18 protein-coding genes are annotated in these 19,306 nt (G+C 54.6%); 12 read left to right on the forward strand and 6 right to left on the reverse strand.

Annotated elements, in window-relative coordinates:
• The 4 genes from folE to coaBC form a co-directional block, all read right to left on the reverse strand.
• On the reverse strand, positions 1-651 hold the full coding sequence (gene folE / locus JQC75_RS01515; protein WP_203325764.1) for a GTP cyclohydrolase I FolE: 651 nt from the start codon (positions 649-651) through the stop codon (positions 1-3).
• Between the two features lie 210 nt (positions 652-861).
• Entirely contained in the window at positions 862-1,455 is a 594-nt protein-coding gene (gene slmA, locus JQC75_RS01520; protein ID WP_203325765.1) for a nucleoid occlusion factor SlmA, read from the reverse strand.
• Positions 1,456-1,483: 28 nt separating this feature from the next.
• The gene (gene dut / locus JQC75_RS01525) at positions 1,484-1,942 is read right to left on the reverse strand and encodes a dUTP diphosphatase (RefSeq protein ID WP_203325766.1); all 459 of its coding nucleotides are present in this window, start codon (positions 1,940-1,942) and stop codon (positions 1,484-1,486) included.
• Positions 1,939-3,192: a bifunctional phosphopantothenoylcysteine decarboxylase/phosphopantothenate--cysteine ligase CoaBC gene (gene coaBC / locus JQC75_RS01530; RefSeq protein WP_283165837.1), complete on the reverse strand. Its 1,254-nt coding sequence runs from the start codon at positions 3,190-3,192 to the stop codon at positions 1,939-1,941. Before coaBC ends, dut begins: the two co-directional genes overlap by 4 nt.
• A gap of 83 nt (positions 3,193-3,275) precedes the next feature.
• On the opposite strand from coaBC, the gene radC reads away from it, so the two are divergent.
• From radC to JQC75_RS01555, 5 genes are all read left to right on the forward strand, one after another.
• A complete protein-coding gene (gene radC / locus JQC75_RS01535) occupies positions 3,276-3,953 on the forward strand; it encodes a RadC family protein (RefSeq protein ID WP_203325768.1) in 678 nt (225 codons plus the stop codon).
• A 119-nt stretch (positions 3,954-4,072) separates the two neighbouring features.
• Complete coding sequence (rpmB, locus tag JQC75_RS01540; RefSeq protein WP_011758449.1) at positions 4,073-4,309, forward strand: 50S ribosomal protein L28; 237 nt, start codon at positions 4,073-4,075, stop codon at positions 4,307-4,309.
• A 6-nt stretch (positions 4,310-4,315) separates the two neighbouring features.
• Positions 4,316-4,489 carry a 50S ribosomal protein L33 gene (gene rpmG, locus JQC75_RS01545; RefSeq protein WP_011758450.1) on the forward strand — a complete coding sequence of 58 codons (174 nt, stop codon included), beginning with the start codon at positions 4,316-4,318 and terminating at the stop codon, positions 4,487-4,489.
• A 282-nt stretch (positions 4,490-4,771) separates the two neighbouring features.
• Positions 4,772-6,094, forward strand: a complete 1,323-nt coding sequence (gene argA, locus JQC75_RS01550; protein ID WP_203325769.1) for an amino-acid N-acetyltransferase — start codon at positions 4,772-4,774, stop codon at positions 6,092-6,094.
• A gap of 141 nt (positions 6,095-6,235) precedes the next feature.
• Complete coding sequence (locus tag JQC75_RS01555; RefSeq protein ID WP_203325770.1) at positions 6,236-6,769, forward strand: type VII secretion protein EccB; 534 nt, start codon at positions 6,236-6,238, stop codon at positions 6,767-6,769.
• 145 nt (positions 6,770-6,914) lie between these two features.
• Here JQC75_RS01555 and rarD read toward each other — a convergent pair whose 3' ends face one another.
• The gene (gene rarD, locus JQC75_RS01560; RefSeq protein ID WP_203325771.1) at positions 6,915-7,796 is read right to left on the reverse strand and encodes an EamA family transporter RarD; all 882 of its coding nucleotides are present in this window, start codon (positions 7,794-7,796) and stop codon (positions 6,915-6,917) included.
• Between the two features lie 243 nt (positions 7,797-8,039).
• Here rarD and recQ point away from each other — a divergent pair, with 243 nt between their 5' ends.
• Positions 8,040-9,863 (forward strand): DNA helicase RecQ, encoded by a 1,824-nt coding sequence (recQ, locus tag JQC75_RS01565; protein WP_203325772.1) that lies wholly within the window; start codon positions 8,040-8,042, stop codon positions 9,861-9,863.
• Here recQ and JQC75_RS01570 read toward each other — a convergent pair.
• On the reverse strand, positions 9,850-11,598 hold the full coding sequence (locus tag JQC75_RS01570) for a hypothetical protein (protein ID WP_203325773.1): 1,749 nt from the start codon (positions 11,596-11,598) through the stop codon (positions 9,850-9,852). The genes recQ and JQC75_RS01570 overlap by 14 nt on opposite strands.
• 482 nt (positions 11,599-12,080) lie before the next feature.
• Here JQC75_RS01570 and leuA point away from each other — a divergent pair, with 482 nt between their 5' ends.
• From leuA to JQC75_RS01600, 6 genes are all read left to right on the forward strand, one after another.
• Entirely contained in the window at positions 12,081-13,649 is a 1,569-nt protein-coding gene (gene leuA / locus JQC75_RS01575) for a 2-isopropylmalate synthase (protein WP_203325774.1), read from the forward strand.
• Positions 13,650-13,729: 80 nt separating this feature from the next.
• Positions 13,730-14,824 carry a 3-isopropylmalate dehydrogenase gene (gene leuB, locus JQC75_RS01580; RefSeq protein ID WP_203325775.1) on the forward strand — a complete coding sequence of 365 codons (1,095 nt, stop codon included), beginning with the start codon at positions 13,730-13,732 and terminating at the stop codon, positions 14,822-14,824.
• Positions 14,824-16,236 (forward strand): 3-isopropylmalate dehydratase large subunit, encoded by a 1,413-nt coding sequence (leuC, locus tag JQC75_RS01585; RefSeq protein ID WP_203325776.1) that lies wholly within the window; start codon positions 14,824-14,826, stop codon positions 16,234-16,236. The genes leuB and leuC overlap by 1 nt, the downstream gene beginning before the upstream one ends.
• 2 nt (positions 16,237-16,238) lie before the next feature.
• Positions 16,239-16,844 (forward strand): 3-isopropylmalate dehydratase small subunit, encoded by a 606-nt coding sequence (gene leuD, locus JQC75_RS01590; RefSeq protein WP_203325777.1) that lies wholly within the window; start codon positions 16,239-16,241, stop codon positions 16,842-16,844.
• 516 nt (positions 16,845-17,360) lie between these two features.
• On the forward strand, positions 17,361-18,713 hold the full coding sequence (locus JQC75_RS01595; protein WP_203325778.1) for an outer membrane protein transport protein: 1,353 nt from the start codon (positions 17,361-17,363) through the stop codon (positions 18,711-18,713).
• A gap of 128 nt (positions 18,714-18,841) precedes the next feature.
• Complete coding sequence (locus JQC75_RS01600) at positions 18,842-19,306, forward strand: nuclear transport factor 2 family protein (protein ID WP_203325779.1); 465 nt, start codon at positions 18,842-18,844, stop codon at positions 19,304-19,306.

A 19,306-nucleotide genomic window follows, 5' to 3' on the forward strand; every position in this document is an offset into this window, starting at 1 on the left:
TCAGCGAGGCTGATGCAAAAATTCCGCGCGGGTGGCCGGGTTGGACTTAAAGATACCGCCCAGCGCCGTGGTGGTAGTGGAGCTGGTGGCATCCATCACACCGCGGGACTTTACGCAGTAGTGTACGGCATCGATTTTCACTGCCACGTCTTTGGTTTCCAGAAGGGCCTGCAAGGCCACCAGAATTTGCTGGGTCAGGCGTTCCTGTACCTGTGGACGCTGGGCAAAGAAGCGCACAATACGATTGATTTTGGATAGGCCGATGATTTTCTTGCGCGGCAGATAGGCCACGGTGGCGGTGCCATCTATGGTGACCAAATGATGCTCGCAAGTACTGGTCAGGCTGATGTCCTGTACCCGTACCATTTCATCCACGCCCATCTTGTTGTCGATGACGGTGATTTTGGGAAAGTTTTCGTAGTCGAGGCCGGAAAAGATCTCGTCCACATACATTTTTGCGATGCGGCGGGGGGTATCGGCGAGGCTGTCATCGGTCAAATCCAGTGACATTAGGCCAAGAATGGCCCGCATATGCTCTTCGATTCGCTCTTTGCGCTCCTCTCTGGAGAGTCCGCAGGGAACCATGGGTGTTTCCAGTCCCCGCTCCAAGAGCGCGGCCTGAACTTTTTGTGCTGCTTCACTGAGTGCCATGTTTAACCTCCAACCACATCACCGGCGTCTTCGCCGGAGCGCAATATCAGGGCAATTTACTGGGGTATTGCGCGAGTGCGGGAGAATACCGCTATTTGGCGTAAATTCATACCGAAATTGTAGCCGACCCATTAAAAAACCGGGCGTTTGCCCGGCCTTGCCAAGAGCTTGTACCGCTTCCAATACCGGGCCATTGGGTGGCAGGCTGGATTAGCTCTGTAACAGCTGCTTTTGAATAAAGCCCCACTGTTCATCGAAATGTTCGGTGGGCTTTTGTTTGAACTCGCTGCGAATGTACTGGGCGATTCTGCCTTCTGCCACGGCAAGCAGCAGGTTGGCCAGCATGGCTTCGTCGAGCTCGAATCCTTTGCCTTCGCGCAGGGTTTTTTCCCGCAGTATCTGCTTAAGCTGGGTTTCAATCTTGGCAAACAGGACGCCGACACGGCTGCGCAAGCGCTCGTTTTCGCCAAGCAGGGCATCACCGTTCAGTACCCGGGAAATGCCGGGATTGCGCTCGGCAAACAGCAGTAGCAGTTGCAGTACCAGCTGGCAGCGGCGCATGGTGTCTTTCTCGTCGTCCATGATGAGGTTGATGCGCGACAGCAATGAGTCTTCGATAAATTCGATCAGGCCCTCGAACATGCGGGCCTTACTGGGGAAATGGCGATATAACGCCGCTTCTGACACCCCGACTTCGGCGGCCAGTTTGGCGGTGGTAATACGTTGTCCCGGATTGGTTTCCAGCATCTGAGCCAGGCACTGGAGAATATGTTCGCGGCGGCTGATTTTTTCTTTGGCGGCCATTGAGATTCCTTCACACAAAATGCAAACGTTAGCGGGTGCCTGAATGGCCAAAACCACCTTCGCCGCGCATTGAGGTGTCGAACTCGTCCACCAGTTTAAATTCGGCCTGCACCACGGGAACAAACACCAGCTGTGCCAGGCGGTCGCCGATTTGCAGTGTGTAGGGCTCTTTGCCACGGTTCCAGCAGGAGACCATCAACGGGCCCTGATAGTCAGAGTCAATCAGCCCAACCAGGTTGCCCAGCACTATGCCATGTTTGTGGCCCATACCTGAGCGGGGCAGGATCACCGCCGCCAGGCTGGGGTCGGCCACATGCACGGCGATGCCGGTGGGTATGAGCACAGTTTCGCCCGGGGCTATGGTCAGCTCTGTATCCAGCATGGCTCTGAGGTCCATACCGGCACTGCCCGGCGTGGCATAGGCAGGCAAAGGGAATTCTGAGCCAATGCGGGAGTCGAGAATTTTCAGTTCGATCGGTGTTTTCATTTTTTGGTTATTTTTGTCGATATCAGCGAAAGCAGTTGGTATGCCAGAGACAACTTGTCGGTTGCTGGCAAATCCTGGTTGCCCTGGGGCCAAAAGACGCGCAGAGCATTGGTATCTGAGTTAAAACCCTGACCAGGCACGGACACATCGTTGGCCGCGATCATATCGAGATTTTTGCGCTTTAGCTTATCTCGGGCGTAGGTTTCGACATCATGGGTTTCGGCAGCAAATCCCACCGTAAAGGGTCGCGCCTCCAGAGCTGCGACCGTGGCTAAGATATCAGGATTGCGCACCAGCGCAAGCTGCATGGTTTCGCTGCTCTTTTTAATTTTGCCAGCAGCCACATCGGCAACCCGATAGTCGGCTACGGCTGCGCAGCCAATGAAGATGTCTTGCCGGTCAATATCTTGCATCACGGCGGCCAACATCTGCTCTGCTGAGTCCACATTGATGCGGCGCACACCGGCTGGCGTGGGCAAAGAGACAGGACCAGACACCAGAGTGACCTCTGCGCCCATGGCTACGGCGGCTTTGGCAAGTGCAAAGCCCATCTTGCCGGAGCTGTGGTTGGAGATATAGCGTACCGGGTCTATGGCTTCACGGGTCGGGCCGGCAGTCAGCATGAGTTTCAGGCCGTGCAGGGCGGTTGAAATCTGCGCTTTTTCAGCAAAAAACTGCTCTGCCAGAGCGCGGATTTCCAGTGGTTCCAGCATACGGCCTGCACCCACTTCGCCACAGGCCTGGCTGCCGCTGCCGGGGCCCCAAATGTGCATGCCACGTTGTTGCAGCGTACTTAAATTGGCCTGGGTCGCGGGGTTGGCGTACATCTGCTGATTCATGGCCGGGCAAATGACGATGGGCGCCGAGGTGGCAAGGCAGGTGGTGGTAATCAGTTCATCCGCCATGCCAACACTCATGCGGGCAATCAGATTGGCCGTGGCAGGGGCCAGAATAATTAGTTCGGCCCAGCGCGCCAGTTCAATGTGACCCATGGCGGCTTCGGCGGCAGGGTCGAGCAAATCCATGCTGACGGGGTAGCCACTAAGGGCCTGTAACGTCAGGGGGGTGATAAATTCGCAGGCGCTTTGGCTCATGACCACGCGCACATCAGCGCCTTGTTCTTTTAGACGGCGCACCAAATCGGCGCTCTTGTAGGCAGCGATGCCGCCACCAATCCCCAGCAGGATTTTTCGATTATTCAGGCTCACACGCAGATCCCGACTAAAATTAACTGGCGCTAACCATACCATAGACGCCGCCCCAAGAGTGAGCGGCCAAAGTCAAAAACTTAGCATGGAACAGGTTCCCAAAGACGGGACGCGGGAGGCAAAGGATGGCAATTCGGGACTGGCCTGAAGGAGAGGGGCCCCGTGAAAAATTATTGCAACGGGGGGCGGCCCATCTATCGGATGCCGAATTACTGGCAGTGCTGCTGAGAAACGGGGTTTGTGGCCACAATGCAGTTGACCTGGCAAGGCAACTTATCAGTGAATTTGGTGGACTACGACCTTTATTCAGTGCAACTAAGCAGCAGGTGTGTCGACTCCAGGGCTTGGGTCCGGTAAAATACGCCCAGCTTCAGGCTTCTGCTGAGCTTGCCCGGCGACTGGCGGGTGAATCTTTGCAGCGGGGTGCTGTGCTGACAAGTCCGGATTTGACCCGGGATTACCTGAGATTTCAGTTGGCGGACAGGGCCTATGAGGTATTTGCCGTCTTGCTGCTCGACAGCCAACACAGGGTCATCCAGTTTGTCGAATTATTTCGAGGCACCATAGATGCAGCGTCGGTATATCCCCGAGAGCTGGTGTCGCTGGTGTTGGAAAAGCGGGCGGCAGCGGTCATCGTTTGCCACAACCATCCGTCTGGGGTAGCTGAACCCAGCCAAGCCGACAGGCGGATCACTGAAAGATTGAAAAATGCCTTGGCAACCATAGATGTATCCTTATTGGATCACATGGTTGTAGGGGACCGGGAGATAGTCTCCTTTGCCGAGCGAGGGTGGATTGGATGATCTTTACTTGATCTCCCATGGCCTTTCGTGTATAAAATGCGCCCTCTTTGTGCCTCGGGCGACGGCCATACGAGGTACATTAATGCTCGAGCGTTAAAAACTGTTTGGAGAAGATTGACATGTCAAGAGTATGCCAAGTTACTGGCAAGCGACCAATGGTTGGTAACAACCGTTCGCACGCAAAGAACGCGACCCGTCGTCGCTTTTTACCTAACCTGCAGAACCACCGTTTCTGGTTGGAAACTGAAAAGCGCTTCGTACAGCTGCGTGTTTCCACTAAAGGTATGCGTATCATCGATAAGAAAGGTATCGAAGTAGTTGTTGCTGAACTTCGTGCCCGTGGCGAGAAGGTGTAATAGAAAATGGCTAAAGCTAAAGGCAATCGCGAAAAGATCAAGCTGGTTTCAAGCGCTAAAACTGGTCACTTCTACACCACTGACAAGAACAAGCGTAACATGCCAGAAAAGATGGAGATCAAGAAGTTTGATCCTGTGATCCGTCAGCACGTTATCTACAAAGAAGCCAAAATCAAGTAATTTAATTTGCTTGTTACGCTTCTGAAAACCCCGGCCCATGCCGGGGTTTTTTATTGCCTGAGTTTCAGGTAAATCTGTGATTTGTGTGCTTTAATGTACTGGTGTGCATTAAGGCGAACATTTTAGCATTGTTATGCGTTCGCCGTACCGTTTCACTAATATGAAACATGGATTTGGTACAAATAAATGCTTTAAATGTGAATTTAAATTCACTAAAATTGCGCAAGAATTCAACTTGGCGCAGTACCTGCTGCGTCGGTGACTGTGAGGACAATACAGCCCGTGCGAACTACCGAATTGGTTGACGGTTTTCGTCATTCCGCCCCCTATGTGAATGCTCACCGCGGCAAGACTTTTGTGGTCATGCTGGGCGGCGAGGCCATGGTACAACCCCAATTTCGCGCCATCATTAACGATGTGGCGTTGCTGCACAGTTTGGGGATCCGTATCGTGCTGGTTTACGGTGCCAGGCCGCAAATCGATGCGGCGCTTGAGCAACATGGTATAGCGCCTGCGTACCACAATGGGGTACGCATTACCGACGAAGACACCCTTAAGGTGATTAAGCAGGTCGCCGGAGCGCTCCAGTTCGACATTACCGCGCGGCTGTCCATGAGCCTGTCCAATACTCCCATGCAGGGCACGCAGCTGAACGTTGTCAGCGGCAACTTTGTCATTGCCCAGCCGCTGGGTGTGGAAGACGGAGTCGATTTTTGTCTGTCGGGCCGGGTACGCCGTATCGATGTAAGTGGACTTAAACACCAACTCGACAGCCGCGGCATTGTGCTGATGGGGCCTATTGCCGCCTCGGTTACCGGGGAGAGCTTTAACCTGACCGCGGAGGAAGTAGCCACTCAGGTGGCGGTGAAGCTCAAAGCGGACAAGATGATCGGTTTCAGTTCGCAAAACGGCATCCTGGACCGTGACGGCGAAGTTATCGCCGAGCTGATGCCAAATGATGCCCAGAAGATCTTCTCCAAGATGCAGGAAGGCGGTCAGGCCTGCGTGGGGACGCTGGCATTTTTGAAGGCCAGTATCGATGCCTGTCGCAGCGGGGTGCCACGTTGTCACCTGGTGAGCTATCTCGAAGATGGCGCCTTGCTGCAAGAGCTGTTCTCCCGTGATGGCATAGGTACTCAAATAGTGACAGAGAGTGCCGAGCGCCTGCGTCGCGCCTCCATTGCCGATATTGGTGGCATTCTTAACCTGATCCGCCCCATGGAGGAGCAGGGCATTCTGGTGCGCCGCTCCCGCGAGCAGCTCGAAATGGAAATCGAGCAGTTTATGGTAATTGAGCGGGATGGTCTGGTGATAGGATGCGCCGCGCTTTATCCGTTTGAAGAAGACAATGCCGGCGAGTTTGCCTGCCTGGTGGTGCACCCTGATTACCGCGATGCAGACCGAGGCAGCCTGCTTTTGAAAAACATCATAAGTCAAGCTCGGGTAAGGGGTTACGCCCGCCTGTTTGCACTTACCACACGCAGTATCCACTGGTTTCTGGAGCACGGTTTTGAGTTGGTGGAGGTCGAGGCCTTACCGACCAAGAAAAAGCAGCTCTACAACTATCAGCGCCGCTCAAAAATTCTCGCATTGGATTTGCAATAATCCATCCACACGAAACAACCAGCCAAATGGCTGGTTGTTTGTTTATGGGATTTATTCTCTTTGACATTTTATGTCTACGATGCTTGACATATTATGTCTTTTGCGCAACCTTGGGCAGAATCATGATGGGGGAATGGACCGATGACGACGCAAAGTTTTTTACTCACGCCACTGGCGGGCAGCGCCCTCTGGGGGGCTATAGGTTTGCTTGTTGGCGTGATACTGATAGGTTTTTTTGCCAGACGTAAGCCCATGACCAAAACGGCCAGTGCCGTAGCAACAGGCATCATTCTGGCGGTGGTGGGACTGCTGGGGTGGATTTTCATTGGTGCCTTATCACCCGAGGCCCGCCTGGAGCAGGATAAATTGGTGCTCGACTTGCCCGCTTACAGCCGGACTATTCCTGTGTCTTCGTTACGGCTCGACGAAGCCAGAGTCGTGGCCGGATCTGATGCCAATGCGCCCAAACTTGGATTTCGCACCAATGGTGTGGGAATGCCGGGATACAATCTGGGGTGGTTTCGCCTGAAGGGGGATGACGCCAAGGCGCTGGTTTCTGTTACAGGGGACGATCCCTTGCTGATTATCCCGGTGGATGAGGGGTACACCCTGGTACTGAGCACGCCAGACGGAGCTGCGCTGCTGGCAGCCCTGAGTAGTGAAAAGGCTCGCTGATGATGGCGATTGGCGCAGCGAGTCAGCAGCCAGACCCATCAAAGATCGCATCAGGGTCTCGGGGCTGAACCAGAGTCCCAAGACTAAAAAGCCCGGGTTTACATGCCCGGGCTTCTTTGTCTGAGTGCGTTGGTGATTGGGTCGCTCAGCTGCGGCGCCTAAGCATATCCAGGGTGAATACTGCCAGTGCCGTCCAGATAAAGCCGAAGGTGATGCTCTTTTCCATTCCAAAGGGCTCGCCATAGAGGCTTACCGCCAGGATGAACATGATGCTTGGGCCTATGTATTGAAAAAAGCCCAGCATGGATAAGGGAATACGTACAGCCGCGCCGGCAAAACACAGCAGCGGCGCCGTGGTCACTATTCCCGCAGCCATCAGCAGCAGGTTGAGCTGCCAGTCATTGCTGAGCATGCTGTGTTCTGCACTGCCAAGCGTCAGCAACAAATACCCCAGGGCAACAGGCATCAAAATGGCTGTTTCAACCAAAAGCCCGGTTTTGGCATCCACCTTAACCTTCTTCCTAAGCAGCCCATATATGCCAAAAGAACCTGCCAGCGCCAGTGACACCACGGGGATCGAGCCGAAGGATATCACCTGCACCGCTACGCCTATGGTGGCGAGGAACACGGCAAACCACTGTAATGGCCTGAGTCGTTCGCCCAGAAATACCATCCCCAAGAGCACATTAAGCAGGGGATTGATGTAATAACCCAGGCTTGCATCCAGCATATGGTCGTTATTGACCGCCCAGATAAATAACAGCCAATTACCGGCAATCAGTATCGATGTAACCAGCAACACCAACAGCTGTTTGCGGGCTTTCAGCAGTTGGCGCAGCTTGCCAAAGCCACCGATAAACACCATCAGCAATGCCGTAAACACGAACGACCAGATAACCCGATGAAGCAGGATGTCGGTAGCAGAAATCTGCTCCAAAAGCTTGAAATATAAAGGTGCGAAGCCCCACATGGTGTATGCGCCTATGGCGAGCAATATGCCCTTGCGGTATTCGTTATCGGTGTTCATTCAGGCGTTCTCTGGCTTGCTGGTTGGCTATTGCCGGGCCGCGAATTGTACGTGGCCTGCATTGTTGCCTCAAGCGATACAAATAATCCCTGATGGTATTGTCTGGCAAGCTGTAAACACAGGCTGGCAAGCTTTCGTGGCATCCTGATTGGGCGCATGTCGCCAAGTCTTGGGGCGATTGTGACAAGACAGGGGGCGCCACCTTGGTTAGAATGTCCGCCTTGTTTATCTTCCGGCAGTTTCATGGAACAACCAGCATCAGAACATCCCCAGGATCCCCTTAGCCATTGCCTGCAACAGGTGTTTGGTTACCGGGATTTCAGGCCCGGCCAGCGGGAGGTGATGGCGCGGGTGTGTCAGGGTGAAGATTGTCTGGTGATCATGCCCACCGGCGGCGGCAAAAGTCTTTGTTATCAAGTGCCGGCTTTGGTGTTACCTGGGGTGACACTGGTGGTATCGCCGCTCATTTCCCTGATGAAAGATCAGGTCGACAGTCTTATCCAATCCGGTGTCGCTGCAGCGTATCTCAATTCATCCCAGCCCCGTGAGCAGGCCATAGAAGTGCTGCGTCAACTCAGATTCGGTGAGCTTAAACTCCTGTATGTGTCGCCCGAGCGCTTGCTGCAGGGAGATTTTTTAAGCCGTCTGGATGAGTTGCATATCAGTTTGTTCGCCGTGGATGAAGCCCACTGTATCAGCGAGTGGGGCCATGATTTCAGGCCCGAATATTCGGCTTTGGGCCAACTGAAGCAGCGTTTCCCTCACGTGCCTGTGATGGCGTTAACCGCCACAGCGGATGAAGCAACCCGCAGCAGTATCTGTGAACGACTTGGCATACAGCCATTTCAGCATCTTGCCAGTTTTGATAGGCCCAACATCCGCTACACAGTGGCCGAAAAGCTTAATGCAACCAACCAATTACGGCAGTTCATCCAGTCGCAGAAGGGTGCCAGCGGCATTGTGTATTGCAGCAGTCGTCGCCGGGTGGATGAAGTCGCCGAGCGGCTCAGGCAGCAGGGCTTTTACGCCGAGGGTTATCATGCGGGAATGACTCAGGATGAACGTGCGAGCGTGCAGGACAGGTTCCTGAAAGACCAAATCGATGTGGTGGTTGCCACTGTCGCGTTTGGTATGGGCATCAACAAGTCCAACGTACGCTTTGTGGTGCACTACGATATCCCCAAGAGCATTGAGTCCTACTATCAGGAAACCGGCAGAGCCGGTCGGGATGGGCTGGATGCAGAAGCCTTGCTGTTGTTCGATCCAGCTGACATTGGTCGGGTGCGGCATCTGATTGAGCAGCAGGAACCCGGGCCTCAGCAGCAGGTCGAGTTTCACAAGCTGTATTCCATGGCGGCCTTTGCCGAGGCGCAAACCTGCCGCCGTCAGGTGCTGCTGCACTACTTTGGTGAAGCTGCCAACGAGCCCTGCGGCAACTGTGATATCTGTATCGACCCACCCAAACGATACAACGGCACCGAAGATGCGCAAAAGGTGCTTTCCTGTATTTACCGTTTAAATCAACGCTTTGGTGTGAATCATCTTATTGAAGTATTGCGGGGGTCGAAAGCGGCCTCTGTGGTAGACAGAGGCCATGACAAGCTTTCAACCTGGGGGATTGGCAAAGAGAAGAGCACCGAATACTGGCTCAGTGTGACCCGCCAGTTAATTCACCTCGGGCTTGCCAGCCAGGATATTACCCGCGGCTCATCGGTACGCTTGAACAGTGCGGCGAGACCCGTGCTGAAAGGTGAGGTGGCGTTGATGCTTGCCGAGCCACGCCTGACTATCAGTGATGTTCCGCGAAAGCGCACATCCAGTCGAACGCCGCAAAATTACGATCGCAAGTTGTTTGCCCGACTCAAAAATTTGAGACGCACCATAGCAGAAGAGCAGGATGTGCCGCCCTATCTGGTGTTCAACGATGCCACACTCGCAGAGATGGCGTGGATGTTGCCAAAATCAGAGGCTGAGATGTTGGCTGTAAACGGGGTGGGCGAACGTAAGCTGGCGCGGTTTGGCGGTGAGTTTCTCGATGAGATCGCCGCTTACATCAGTGGGGACTAGTTGCCAGAGTGCTGCGGGTCATGCCTCGGGTGGTGGCACGTGTTAGCAGGGTTTCTGAGCTGTCAAATTGGTGCATACTGGCCTGGCCGAGGAGAATTTTGCTGTGTTCCCACGGCGTCAGGGCCGGACTGAGCTGTTGAATAACCAAATCGGCACCCTGATTACTGGTATAGGGCAACAGGATTAATATCTCGTTGTCATTCAGCAGGTAGAGGCTATCTGTTTCCCTCAGTCTGAGTTTCAGCGCCCCAGTCAGTGTTTTTATCTCCTGAGCGTCCAGGGTTTTTACTCCCAGTAACAGAATCGACAATGAATGACCGCCACGTTTGGCGTGCTGCATTGCCTGCTCCAGCAATTGGATAGGTGACTGGGGTGCATAGTCCTCCGCGGGGCGACTTCGGCTGCTGAACTGTCTGATCATTTGCCAGAGTACCAATGCCAGCAGCAAGGAGATCATCGCCAACATCAGGCTGTAAACCCAGCTTAAATTACTCTGCCCTGGAAAGGGCGACAAAGGATTCATTTCTGCTCCGGCATTTACGGAGCGTTGCCCCAGCCGGGCATTGAACTGCTGCATTCGGGTTTGATTGCTGAGCTGATTGGCTTTGACCGTTGCCTGCAAACTTTTGTCCATCAAGTAAAAAGCCTTATCGAACTCACCCTGAGACTCATGGAACCTGGCCAGTTTCAGCTGGTACTGTGCCTGCTCAGGATATAGCTGCAGCTGCTGTGCGGTGGCGATGGCCTGCGACATCAACCTTAATGCCGCGGGGTGGTTTTGTTTGGCAAACTCTACCTGAGCCAGCAGTTCCTGAGCCCTCATGGCATGTCGCTGATTTTGTTGCTGGATGAAGGTATTTAACGCGATGTTAAGCAAGTCTTCGGCTTTGTCAGGGCGACCCCGGGTCAACTCAACTGCCGCGATGCGACTGTAGCCAAGCGCCAGCTCGAGCGGACTGCTCAGCTCTGGCAGTAATTTTCTTGCCTGGGTCAGATAGTCTGCGCCATCCCCGTCTTTGCCTGAAGCGATAGCAATCTCGGCAGCATCGAGTAGCAATTCCAAACGAACCTTACCCTTGCTTTCTATGTGTTCCAGCCCGAGGTGATTGTAATAGTTGGCTTGATCCAGGTCGCCCGTGGCAAACATCAGCTGCCCCATGGCGCCATAGATCAGGGCTTTGGGCGGCCATATCCAGTTTTGTTGCTGGTTTTGTATGCCTTCATAAGCATCCAGCGCCACACGCAGGTCTTCAATGGCTGAGGCGTAGTTCTGCGCTTCGGTATCCAGCTTGCCCCTCAATCTCAGGGCCAGTATCAATGCCTGCGGTTGTTGGTAGCGCCTTGCAAGGGTTACGGCGGTATCCAGCTGAGGCAGCGCCACTTGCATGTTGTTGTAACGGCTGTAAGCGTCGGCCTGGCACCCGATAAAGTAAGGTCTGGCATATTCTGCGCCCAGCCGCTTGGCGGTGGCCTCGCCCATTTGAGCCAGATTGATGGCAGCCTCGTTGTCACCCTGCTGTAGCAGCAGTTCGCATTTGAGCAGTTTGAGGCGCAGGCGGTTTAGTTCGGTAGGTGGGGTGCGTCTGAATTCCTCTTCCTGCAGCGCGATTTGGGATTTGGCTTCGGCCGGATACTGAAAGACCAGCGTACCGATTTCATCCATTGGCTCCCGGGCGAGCACCGCCAGTGGCAAAAGCCACAGCAGCATGCTGCAAATCCGGTGATGAAATCCCATAGTTCTCCAGGAGGTAGGTACCTTCAAAGGGCAGTCAGTATAGCAATTTTGCCGTGAGTTGTGCATAAAGCTGACAAAACCTGACCAGGCGAGGCATTCAATGTTATATCCCACCTCGCTGATGTTTTGGAGAATTTTCAGGCGCAGTTGGGTTCAAAAAGCCCATAAAACCGAAAGTACGCCGGGCTTAATGTACAGATGATGAAAAATTTGGGGGTTGACACTCTTGAGAGAGCAAGTTACATATTAGCGACCCGCTTGGTTTTTATTCAGCATAATTATTTTGTTTCTATGAATAGAATTGTTGCACTAATCAACCTCCTTCTTCTTACTCTCGCAGTCCCTGCGCGGAGGAATTAGTGTCGCACGCTCGCTAGCCAAGCAAAGCCTTCACAAAACCCCGCGCCAACCACGCGGGGTTTTTTGTTTTCAAACACATGAGATGTACAACGAGAGCCGAATCGGTTCCATGGAGAATGGGAATGTCAGACAGAGTCATCATTTTTGATACTACCCTGAGAGACGGAGAGCAGGCGTTGGCTGCGAGTCTTTCGGTAAAAGAAAAATTGCAGGTGGCTCTGGCCCTTGAGCGTTTGGGTGTGGATGTGATGGAGGTGGGCTTCCCGGTTTCTTCTCCCGGCGATTTTGAGTCTGTGCAAACCATCGCCCGTCACATCAAAAACAGCCGAGTCTGTGCCCTGTCGCGCGCATTGGAAAAGGACATAGACGCCGCGGCGCAGGCCTTGTCAGTAGCCGAACAGTTCCGAATTCACACTTTTATTTCCACCTCCAATATCCACGTTGAAAGCAAGCTCAAGCGCTCATTTGATCAGGTGTTGGACATGGCCGTTGGCGCCGTGAAATACGCCCGTCGTTTTACCGATGACGTGGAGTTCTCCTGTGAAGATGCCGGCCGTACGCCGATTGATAATCTGTGCCGTATGGTAGAAGCGGCGATCAACGCCGGTGCACGCACCATCAATATTCCCGACACCGTGGGTTACACGGTACCAAGCGAGTTTGGTGGCATTATCCAAACCCTGTTTAACCGGGTACCCAATATCGACCAGGCGGTGATCTCGGTACACTGCCACGACGACCTGGGCCTGTCGGTGGCCAACTCCATCGCCGCAGTGCAGGCAGGTGCACGCCAGATTGAATGTACGGTGAACGGTATTGGTGAGCGTGCCGGCAACTGCTCGCTGGAAGAAATCGCCATGATTTTGGCGACCCGCAAAGACATGCTGGGTCTGCACACCAACATCAATGCCCGTGAAATCCATCGCACCTCATCCTTGGTCAGCCAGCTGTGCAACATGCCCATTCAGCCCAACAAGGCCATTGTTGGCTCCAATGCCTTTACCCACTCATCCGGCATCCACCAGGACGGCATGTTAAAGGCCCAAAACACCTATGAAATCATGACGCCAGAAAGCATTGGCCTCAATCGTAACAACCTGAATATGACGTCGCGATCCGGCCGCCACGTGATTAAGCATCGTATGGAAGAAATGGGTTACAGCCCGGGCGACTACGACATGGATACCCTGTACGCCGCTTTCCTGAAGCTGGCCGACAAAAAGGGCCAGGTGTTTGACTATGATTTGGAGGCACTGGCCTTTATGGAGGCTCAGGCTGAGGATGACGATCATTATATGATGGAGCAATTGGTGGTGCAGTCTGACTCCACCGAAGGCAAGGCCACCGCCACGGTTCGTATGCGCGTAGGGGATGACATCATCACCGAGGCCGCCACCGGAAACGGCCCTGTGGATGCCGCCTATAACGCCATCGCCCGCGCGACCCATCGCACCATCAATATCAGCAGCTACAAGCTTGGTGCCAAGGGCGAAGGACAGAATGCCCTTGGACAGGTAGACATTACCGCCCGCTACGATGACCGTAACTTCCACGGTGTGGGTTTGGCCACCGACGTGGTAGAGGCCTCGGCTCAGGCGCTGGTGCACGTGATGAATCTGACCTGGCGCGCCGACAAGGTGGCCTATTGCAAACAGCAGATGCAGCAAACCCGTGAGCTCGGCGGCGTTTAATGCCGCACTTTCATCGGCCGCTAGCGCATTAATTTATCAGCGAATTCAATTAAAAAAAGTGTCAGGGAGTAGAGCAAAGCATGAGTTATCAGATAGCCGTATTGGCCGGTGACGGCATTGGCCCCGAGGTGATGGCAGAGGCGCGTAAGGTGCTGGCCGAGGTAGAGGCGCGTTTTAACCTCGATATCGAATACAGCGAATACGATGTGGGCGGTATTGCCATCGACAACCACGGCTGCCCGCTGCCGGACGCTACCCTGAAGGGCTGCGAAGCATCCGATGCCATCCTGTTTGGCTCTGTGGGCGGCCCCAAGTGGGAGCATTTGCCCCCCAACGAGCAGCCGGAGCGCGGCGCCTTGCTGCCACTGCGCGGTCACTTCGAACTCTTCTGTAACCTGCGTCCTGCCAAGCTGCACACTGGCCTTGAGCATATGTCGCCACTGCGCGCCGACATCTCCTCCCAGGGGTTTGATGTGCTGTGCGTGCGAGAGCTTACCGGTGGCATCTACTTTGGCAAGCCAAAGGGCCGTCAGGGCGAGGGCGAAGAGGAAGAAGCCTTCGATACCATGCGTTACAGCCGTCGCGAAATCCGCCGTATTGCCAAAATCGCCTTCGAAGCTGCCCGCGGTCGTCGCGGCAAGGTGACCTCAGTGGATAAGGCCAACGTGCTGGCCTGCTCTGTGTTGTGGCGCGAAGTGGTGGAAGAAGTGGCCAAAGACTTCCCCGATGTCACCCTGGAACACATCTATATCGATAACGCCACCATGCAGCTGCTGCGTCGTCCGTTCGATTTCGACGTGATGCTCTGCTCAAACCTGTTTGGCGATATTCTGTCTGACGAAATCGCCATGCTCACCGGCTCCATGGGCCTGTTGTCATCCGCTTCCATGAACGGCTCCGGCTTTGGCCTCTATGAGCCAGCCGGTGGCAGCGCGCCTGATATCGCCGGTAAAGGCATTGCCAATCCGATCGCCCAAATCCTCTCTGCTGCGCTGATGCTGCGTCACAGCCTCAAGCAGGAAGACGCCGCCGCCTGTATCGAGCGTGCCGTGGGCAAGGCACTGGAAGCCGGTTTCCTCACCGGTGAGCTGCTCACTGCCAGTGAGCGCCATAAGGCCAAATCAACCAAAGAAATGGGCGACTTTATCGCCAACGCTATCCGGGAAGGTGTGTGATGGGAAAGACTCTGTATGAAAAAGTGTGGGACGCCCACCTGGTGGCCGAGCCCGCCGGTGAAGCGCCCATCATCTACGTAGACCGCCATCTGGTGCACGAGGTCACTTCGCCTCAGGCATTCAGCGGCCTGAAGATGGCTGGCCGCAAGCTGCGGGCGGTGGAAAAAACCTTCGCCACCATGGATCACAACACCTCCACCAAGAGCGCAAGCCTGACGGCCTTAAGCCCCATGGCCCGCACTCAGGTTGAGACCCTGGCCGACAACTGCCGCGACTTCAATGTGCGTCTTTATGATATTCATCATCCCAATCAAGGCATTGTGCACGTGATGGGCCCAGAGCTTGGCATTACCCTGCCAGGCACTGTGATTGTATGCGGCGACTCCCACACCGCGACCCACGGCGCTTTTGGTGCGCTCGCCTTCGGTATCGGCACCTCGGAAGTAGAGCACGTGCTGGCCACCCAGACACTGCGTCAGCTTAAAGCCAAGACCATGAAAATCGAGGTGCGCGGCAAGGTGGCTGAAGGCATCACCGCCAAGGACATAGTGCTGGCGATTATTGGCAAAATCGGCATGGATGGCGGCACAGGTTATGTGGTGGAATTCTGCGGTGAGGCCATCCGTGACCTCTCCATGGAAGGCCGCATGACCCTGTGTAACATGGCCATCGAAATGGGGGCCAAGGCTGGTATGGTGGCCCCCGATGAAACGACGTTTGCTTATCTTGAGGGCCGTGAGTTTGCCCCCAAGGGCAATGCCTGGCAGCAGGCGCTGGCCGACTGGCGTGAGCTGCACACCGATGCTGATGCTGTGTTCGATGCCGAAGTGGTACTGGACGCCGCATCCATTGCGCCGCAGCTGACCTGGGGCACCAATCCGGGCCAGGTGGTGGCCATCGATGGCGTAGTGCCAAACCCCGCCGATGAAACCAATCCCGTGGTGCGTACCAGCATGGAGAAGGCGCTGGCCTATGTGGATCTGACGCCGGGCACACCCATGACCGACATCGCCATCAACAAGGTGTTTATCGGCTCCTGCACCAACTCCCGTATCGAGGATTTGCGCGCTGCGGCTGCCCAGGCCAAGGGTCGTAAGGTGGCCAGTGGCGTGACCGCCATCGTGGTACCGGGCTCAGGGCAGGTAAAACTGCAGGCAGAGGCCGAAGGGCTGGATAAAATCTTCCTTGAGGCTGGCTTTGAGTGGCGCCTGCCGGGCTGCTCCATGTGTCTGGCGATGAACGACGACAGACTGGAAGCGGGCGATCGCTGCGCCTCCACCAGCAACCGCAACTTTGAAGGACGCCAGGGGCGCGGCAGCCGCACCCATCTGGTGAGCCCTGCCATGGCCGCTGCGGCCGCGGTTGCCGGTCACTTTGTCGATATTCGCGTTCACAGACCCCTGGAGGATTAATCATGCAGGCTTTTACTACCCACACGGGGCTGGCGGTGGCCATCGATTCGGCCAACATAGACACGGATCAGATTATCCCCAAGCAGTTCCTGTCCAAGGTGACAAAGGACGGCTTTGGCATTCATCTGTTCCACGACTGGCGTTATCTGGATGACGCCGGCGATACCCCAAATCCTGAGTTCAATCTCAACAAGCCAAGGTATAAGGGCGCCACTATTTTGCTGGCGCAGGAAAACTTTGGCTGTGGCTCCAGCCGGGAGCACGCCCCCTGGGCGCTGGCGGACTTTGGCCTGCGCGCCATTATCGCCCCCACCTTTGCCGACATCTTCTATGGCAACGCCATCAACAACGGCCTGCTGCCGGTACGTCTGCCGGAAGCGGCAGTGCGACAGCTGATGGATGAAGTAGAAGCAAACGAAGGCGCCGAGGTGACAGTGGATCTGGAAAACCTCAAGGTGGTCTCCCCCTCTGGCGCCGAGTTCAGCTTCACCCTGGCTGAGTCTGCACGCCAGAATCTGCTTAAGGGCCTGGATGCCATCGGTCTGACCCTGGCCCACGAAGCCGCCATCAGCGACTACGAGTCGCGCATTCCTGCCTGGCGGCGTTGATCTTAGGCGGTTGGATTTCAGCGTACAGCTGTAGCAGCCGGTTAGACATACGGCCATTTGCGACCTTTAAAGGGGGCAAGTGGCCGTTTTTTATTGTGGGCCTTTTAATTTAAGTTATTAATAAATATGGGATTGTAATTATGCTTGGTTCGCTTGAATTGACTGATTTTATATAGCCAGTGATTTATGCTGAAATTTGCCGCTGTTTTTGACTTACGAGTGTTTCTCTGTGACTTGCCGGATAATGCCTTATAAAACAATGTAATAAAGTTATTTGCTTTCCTTTTTTTAATCCTGCTTTGCGAACATATCCCTGTTTATTTGTGCTGCCTTTCCGTTTAAAGCTGTGATCCCGGTCATTTTCTCACTCCGCCACTTTGATTATCGCAGTTGAATCTGCTGTTTTGCGGCTTTTGGTTGCAAAGATCGTCTGTATGAATACACTGCCATGCACTTGTTTCGAGTGAATGCTCTATTTGCCGAACGCAAAACGAATAACATCAACAGAGAACAGTAATGAAAAAGAGTGTACTGACTTTTGCCGTATCAGCGGCTCTTATGGGGATTGCGACTCAGGTTAACGCTGCCGGCTTCCAGCTGGCCGAATACTCTGCCACCGGTCTTGGCCGTGCCTTTGCCGGTGAAGCGGCCATGGCCGACAACGCCGCTGCTCAAGCCCGTAACCCAGCCATGCTGGCTTACCTGAGCGGTCGTCAGGTGTCTGGTGGTGCCATCTATGTGGCCACCGAAGTGGACGTCACCGGCGATGTGCACATTGCATCTCCTGTACTGGGTCCACAGGGCGTGACTCTGAACGCCGACGCCTATGACGTTGCTGACAGCGCCGTGGTGCCTAACTTCTATTACTCAAGCCAAATCAACGACAGCTGGACCTGGGGTCTGGCGGTTAACTCCAACTACGGTCTGGCCACCGAACTTCCTGCGACCCACGCCGCTTCTTTGTTTGGCAGCGAAACCGCAGTGACCACCGTTGAGTTCAACCCCAACATCGCTTATCGCCTGAACGATGCCGTTACCCTGGGCGCCGGTGTTCGCGTGGTCTACGGTGAAGGCAGCATTGGTGCTTCGACCCCTTACTGGGTGGGTGCCATCAAGGCCAATCCTAACCTGCCAGCACAAATTGCCGCCCGTCTGCCTGAGCCAGGTACTGTGCTTAAGACCATGGAAGGCGACGATGTGGGCTATGGCTGGCAAATCGGCGGTAGCTGGCAGCCATCTGAACATCACAGATTCGGTCTGGCCTATCACAGCAGCGTAGAACTGGAGCTGTCCGGCAAGGCCTCTGGTCTGCTGTACACCGGTGGTCAGAATCTGGATATCGAAGGTTATCTGCCACTGGAACTGCCTGCGTTTGCTGAGTTGTCTTCTTTCCATCAGCTGAGCGACGATGTGGCACTGCACGCCAGCCTCAACTGGACCCAGTGGAGCGTGTTCGACCGTCTGGTGGCTTACTTCCCCGGCGAGACCAAGCCAGTCGGCGGTATTGAGTCCGATCTGGTGAAAGAAGAGAACTTTAAAGACAACTGGCGCTTTGCCATTGGCTCAACCTGGAATGTGAATAAAGACTGGACCGTACGCAGCGGCTTTGCCGTTGACCGCACTGCGGTGGAGGATGAGTTCCGTACCACCACCATCCCTGACTCTGACCGTTTGTGGTTCAGTGTGGGTGCCGGTTACCGTGCCAGCGAAAACCTGACCGTGGATATGGCCATCACCCATATCCGTGCCCACGGTCATGCGCCTATCAATGAACATCAGGATCTGGCCGGTTTGGCCATGGTGAGCTTTGACGGCGAAGCCGGTGGCAGCGTGTGGCTGGCCGGCGTGCAGTTAAGCTATAAGATGTAATAGCGTGTTTTAAAGAAAGCCCCGCTCATGCGGGGCTTTTGCTTGCGCCAATATCTTGTATAGTGTTGCTTTTGTGACAGTGTGTTTACGCTGCATACAGGCCAATTCCGCACAACAAGAGGTGTTCGATGAAACCCGCTTTTCTGCTCGCTGCTCTGCTTTCGTTTCCTGCCGCTGCACAGGCCTCTCCCGAAGCTGTAGTGCGCGAGTTTCTGGCAGCCTTTAATCAACAGAATGTGGCCCAGATGCTGGCCCAAACCAATCAAGCCGTATATTGGAACTACATTAAAGGCCAAAAGGTGGATACCAAGGCCGAGAGCCAAACAGAATTTGGCGCGGCACTTCAGGACTATTTTGAGTCACTGCCCGGCGCACACGCTGAAATACTGTCGCTGACCGTGTCAGGCAGTTACGTGAGCATTCTTGAGCAAGTCAGCTGGAATCTTGACGGTGAAATCAACAGTCAGTGTTCTATAGGTGTGTATGAGCTGGTGGGCGAGAAAATTTCTTCTATTTGGTATTACCCAGCCCATGGTTGTGAGCCCAGAGACCCTGTGATGGAAGACGCGCCGGAAGTATCAACACTAGAATAA

The sequence above is a fragment of the Shewanella litorisediminis genome, from assembly GCF_016834455.1.
GTDB lineage: Bacteria > Pseudomonadota > Gammaproteobacteria > Enterobacterales > Shewanellaceae > Shewanella > Shewanella litorisediminis.

Bases quoted from the DNA above. Each gene is read 5' to 3' on its own strand.
- folE (WP_203325764.1), bottom strand. From the start codon at position 651: ATGGCACTCAGTGAAGCAGCACAAAAAGTTCAGGCCGCGCTCTTGGAG.
- slmA (WP_203325765.1), bottom strand. From the start codon at position 1,455: ATGGCCGCCAAAGAAAAAATCAGCCGCCGCGAACATATTCTCCAGTGC.
- dut (WP_203325766.1), bottom strand. From the start codon at position 1,942: ATGAAAACACCGATCGAACTGAAAATTCTCGACTCCCGCATTGGCTCA.
- coaBC (WP_283165837.1), bottom strand. From the start codon at position 3,192: ATGGTATGGTTAGCGCCAGTTAATTTTAGTCGGGATCTGCGTGTGAGC.
- radC (WP_203325768.1), top strand. From the start codon at position 3,276: ATGGCAATTCGGGACTGGCCTGAAGGAGAGGGGCCCCGTGAAAAATTA.
- rpmB (WP_011758449.1), top strand. From the start codon at position 4,073: ATGTCAAGAGTATGCCAAGTTACTGGCAAGCGACCAATGGTTGGTAAC.
- rpmG (WP_011758450.1), top strand. From the start codon at position 4,316: ATGGCTAAAGCTAAAGGCAATCGCGAAAAGATCAAGCTGGTTTCAAGC.
- JQC75_RS01555 (WP_203325770.1), top strand. From the start codon at position 6,236: ATGACGACGCAAAGTTTTTTACTCACGCCACTGGCGGGCAGCGCCCTC.
- rarD (WP_203325771.1), bottom strand. From the start codon at position 7,796: ATGAACACCGATAACGAATACCGCAAGGGCATATTGCTCGCCATAGGC.
- recQ (WP_203325772.1), top strand. From the start codon at position 8,040: ATGGAACAACCAGCATCAGAACATCCCCAGGATCCCCTTAGCCATTGC.
- JQC75_RS01570 (WP_203325773.1), bottom strand. From the start codon at position 11,598: ATGGGATTTCATCACCGGATTTGCAGCATGCTGCTGTGGCTTTTGCCA.
- leuA (WP_203325774.1), top strand. From the start codon at position 12,081: ATGTCAGACAGAGTCATCATTTTTGATACTACCCTGAGAGACGGAGAG.
- leuB (WP_203325775.1), top strand. From the start codon at position 13,730: ATGAGTTATCAGATAGCCGTATTGGCCGGTGACGGCATTGGCCCCGAG.
- leuC (WP_203325776.1), top strand. From the start codon at position 14,824: ATGGGAAAGACTCTGTATGAAAAAGTGTGGGACGCCCACCTGGTGGCC.
- leuD (WP_203325777.1), top strand. From the start codon at position 16,239: ATGCAGGCTTTTACTACCCACACGGGGCTGGCGGTGGCCATCGATTCG.
- JQC75_RS01595 (WP_203325778.1), top strand. From the start codon at position 17,361: ATGAAAAAGAGTGTACTGACTTTTGCCGTATCAGCGGCTCTTATGGGG.
- JQC75_RS01600 (WP_203325779.1), top strand. From the start codon at position 18,842: ATGAAACCCGCTTTTCTGCTCGCTGCTCTGCTTTCGTTTCCTGCCGCT.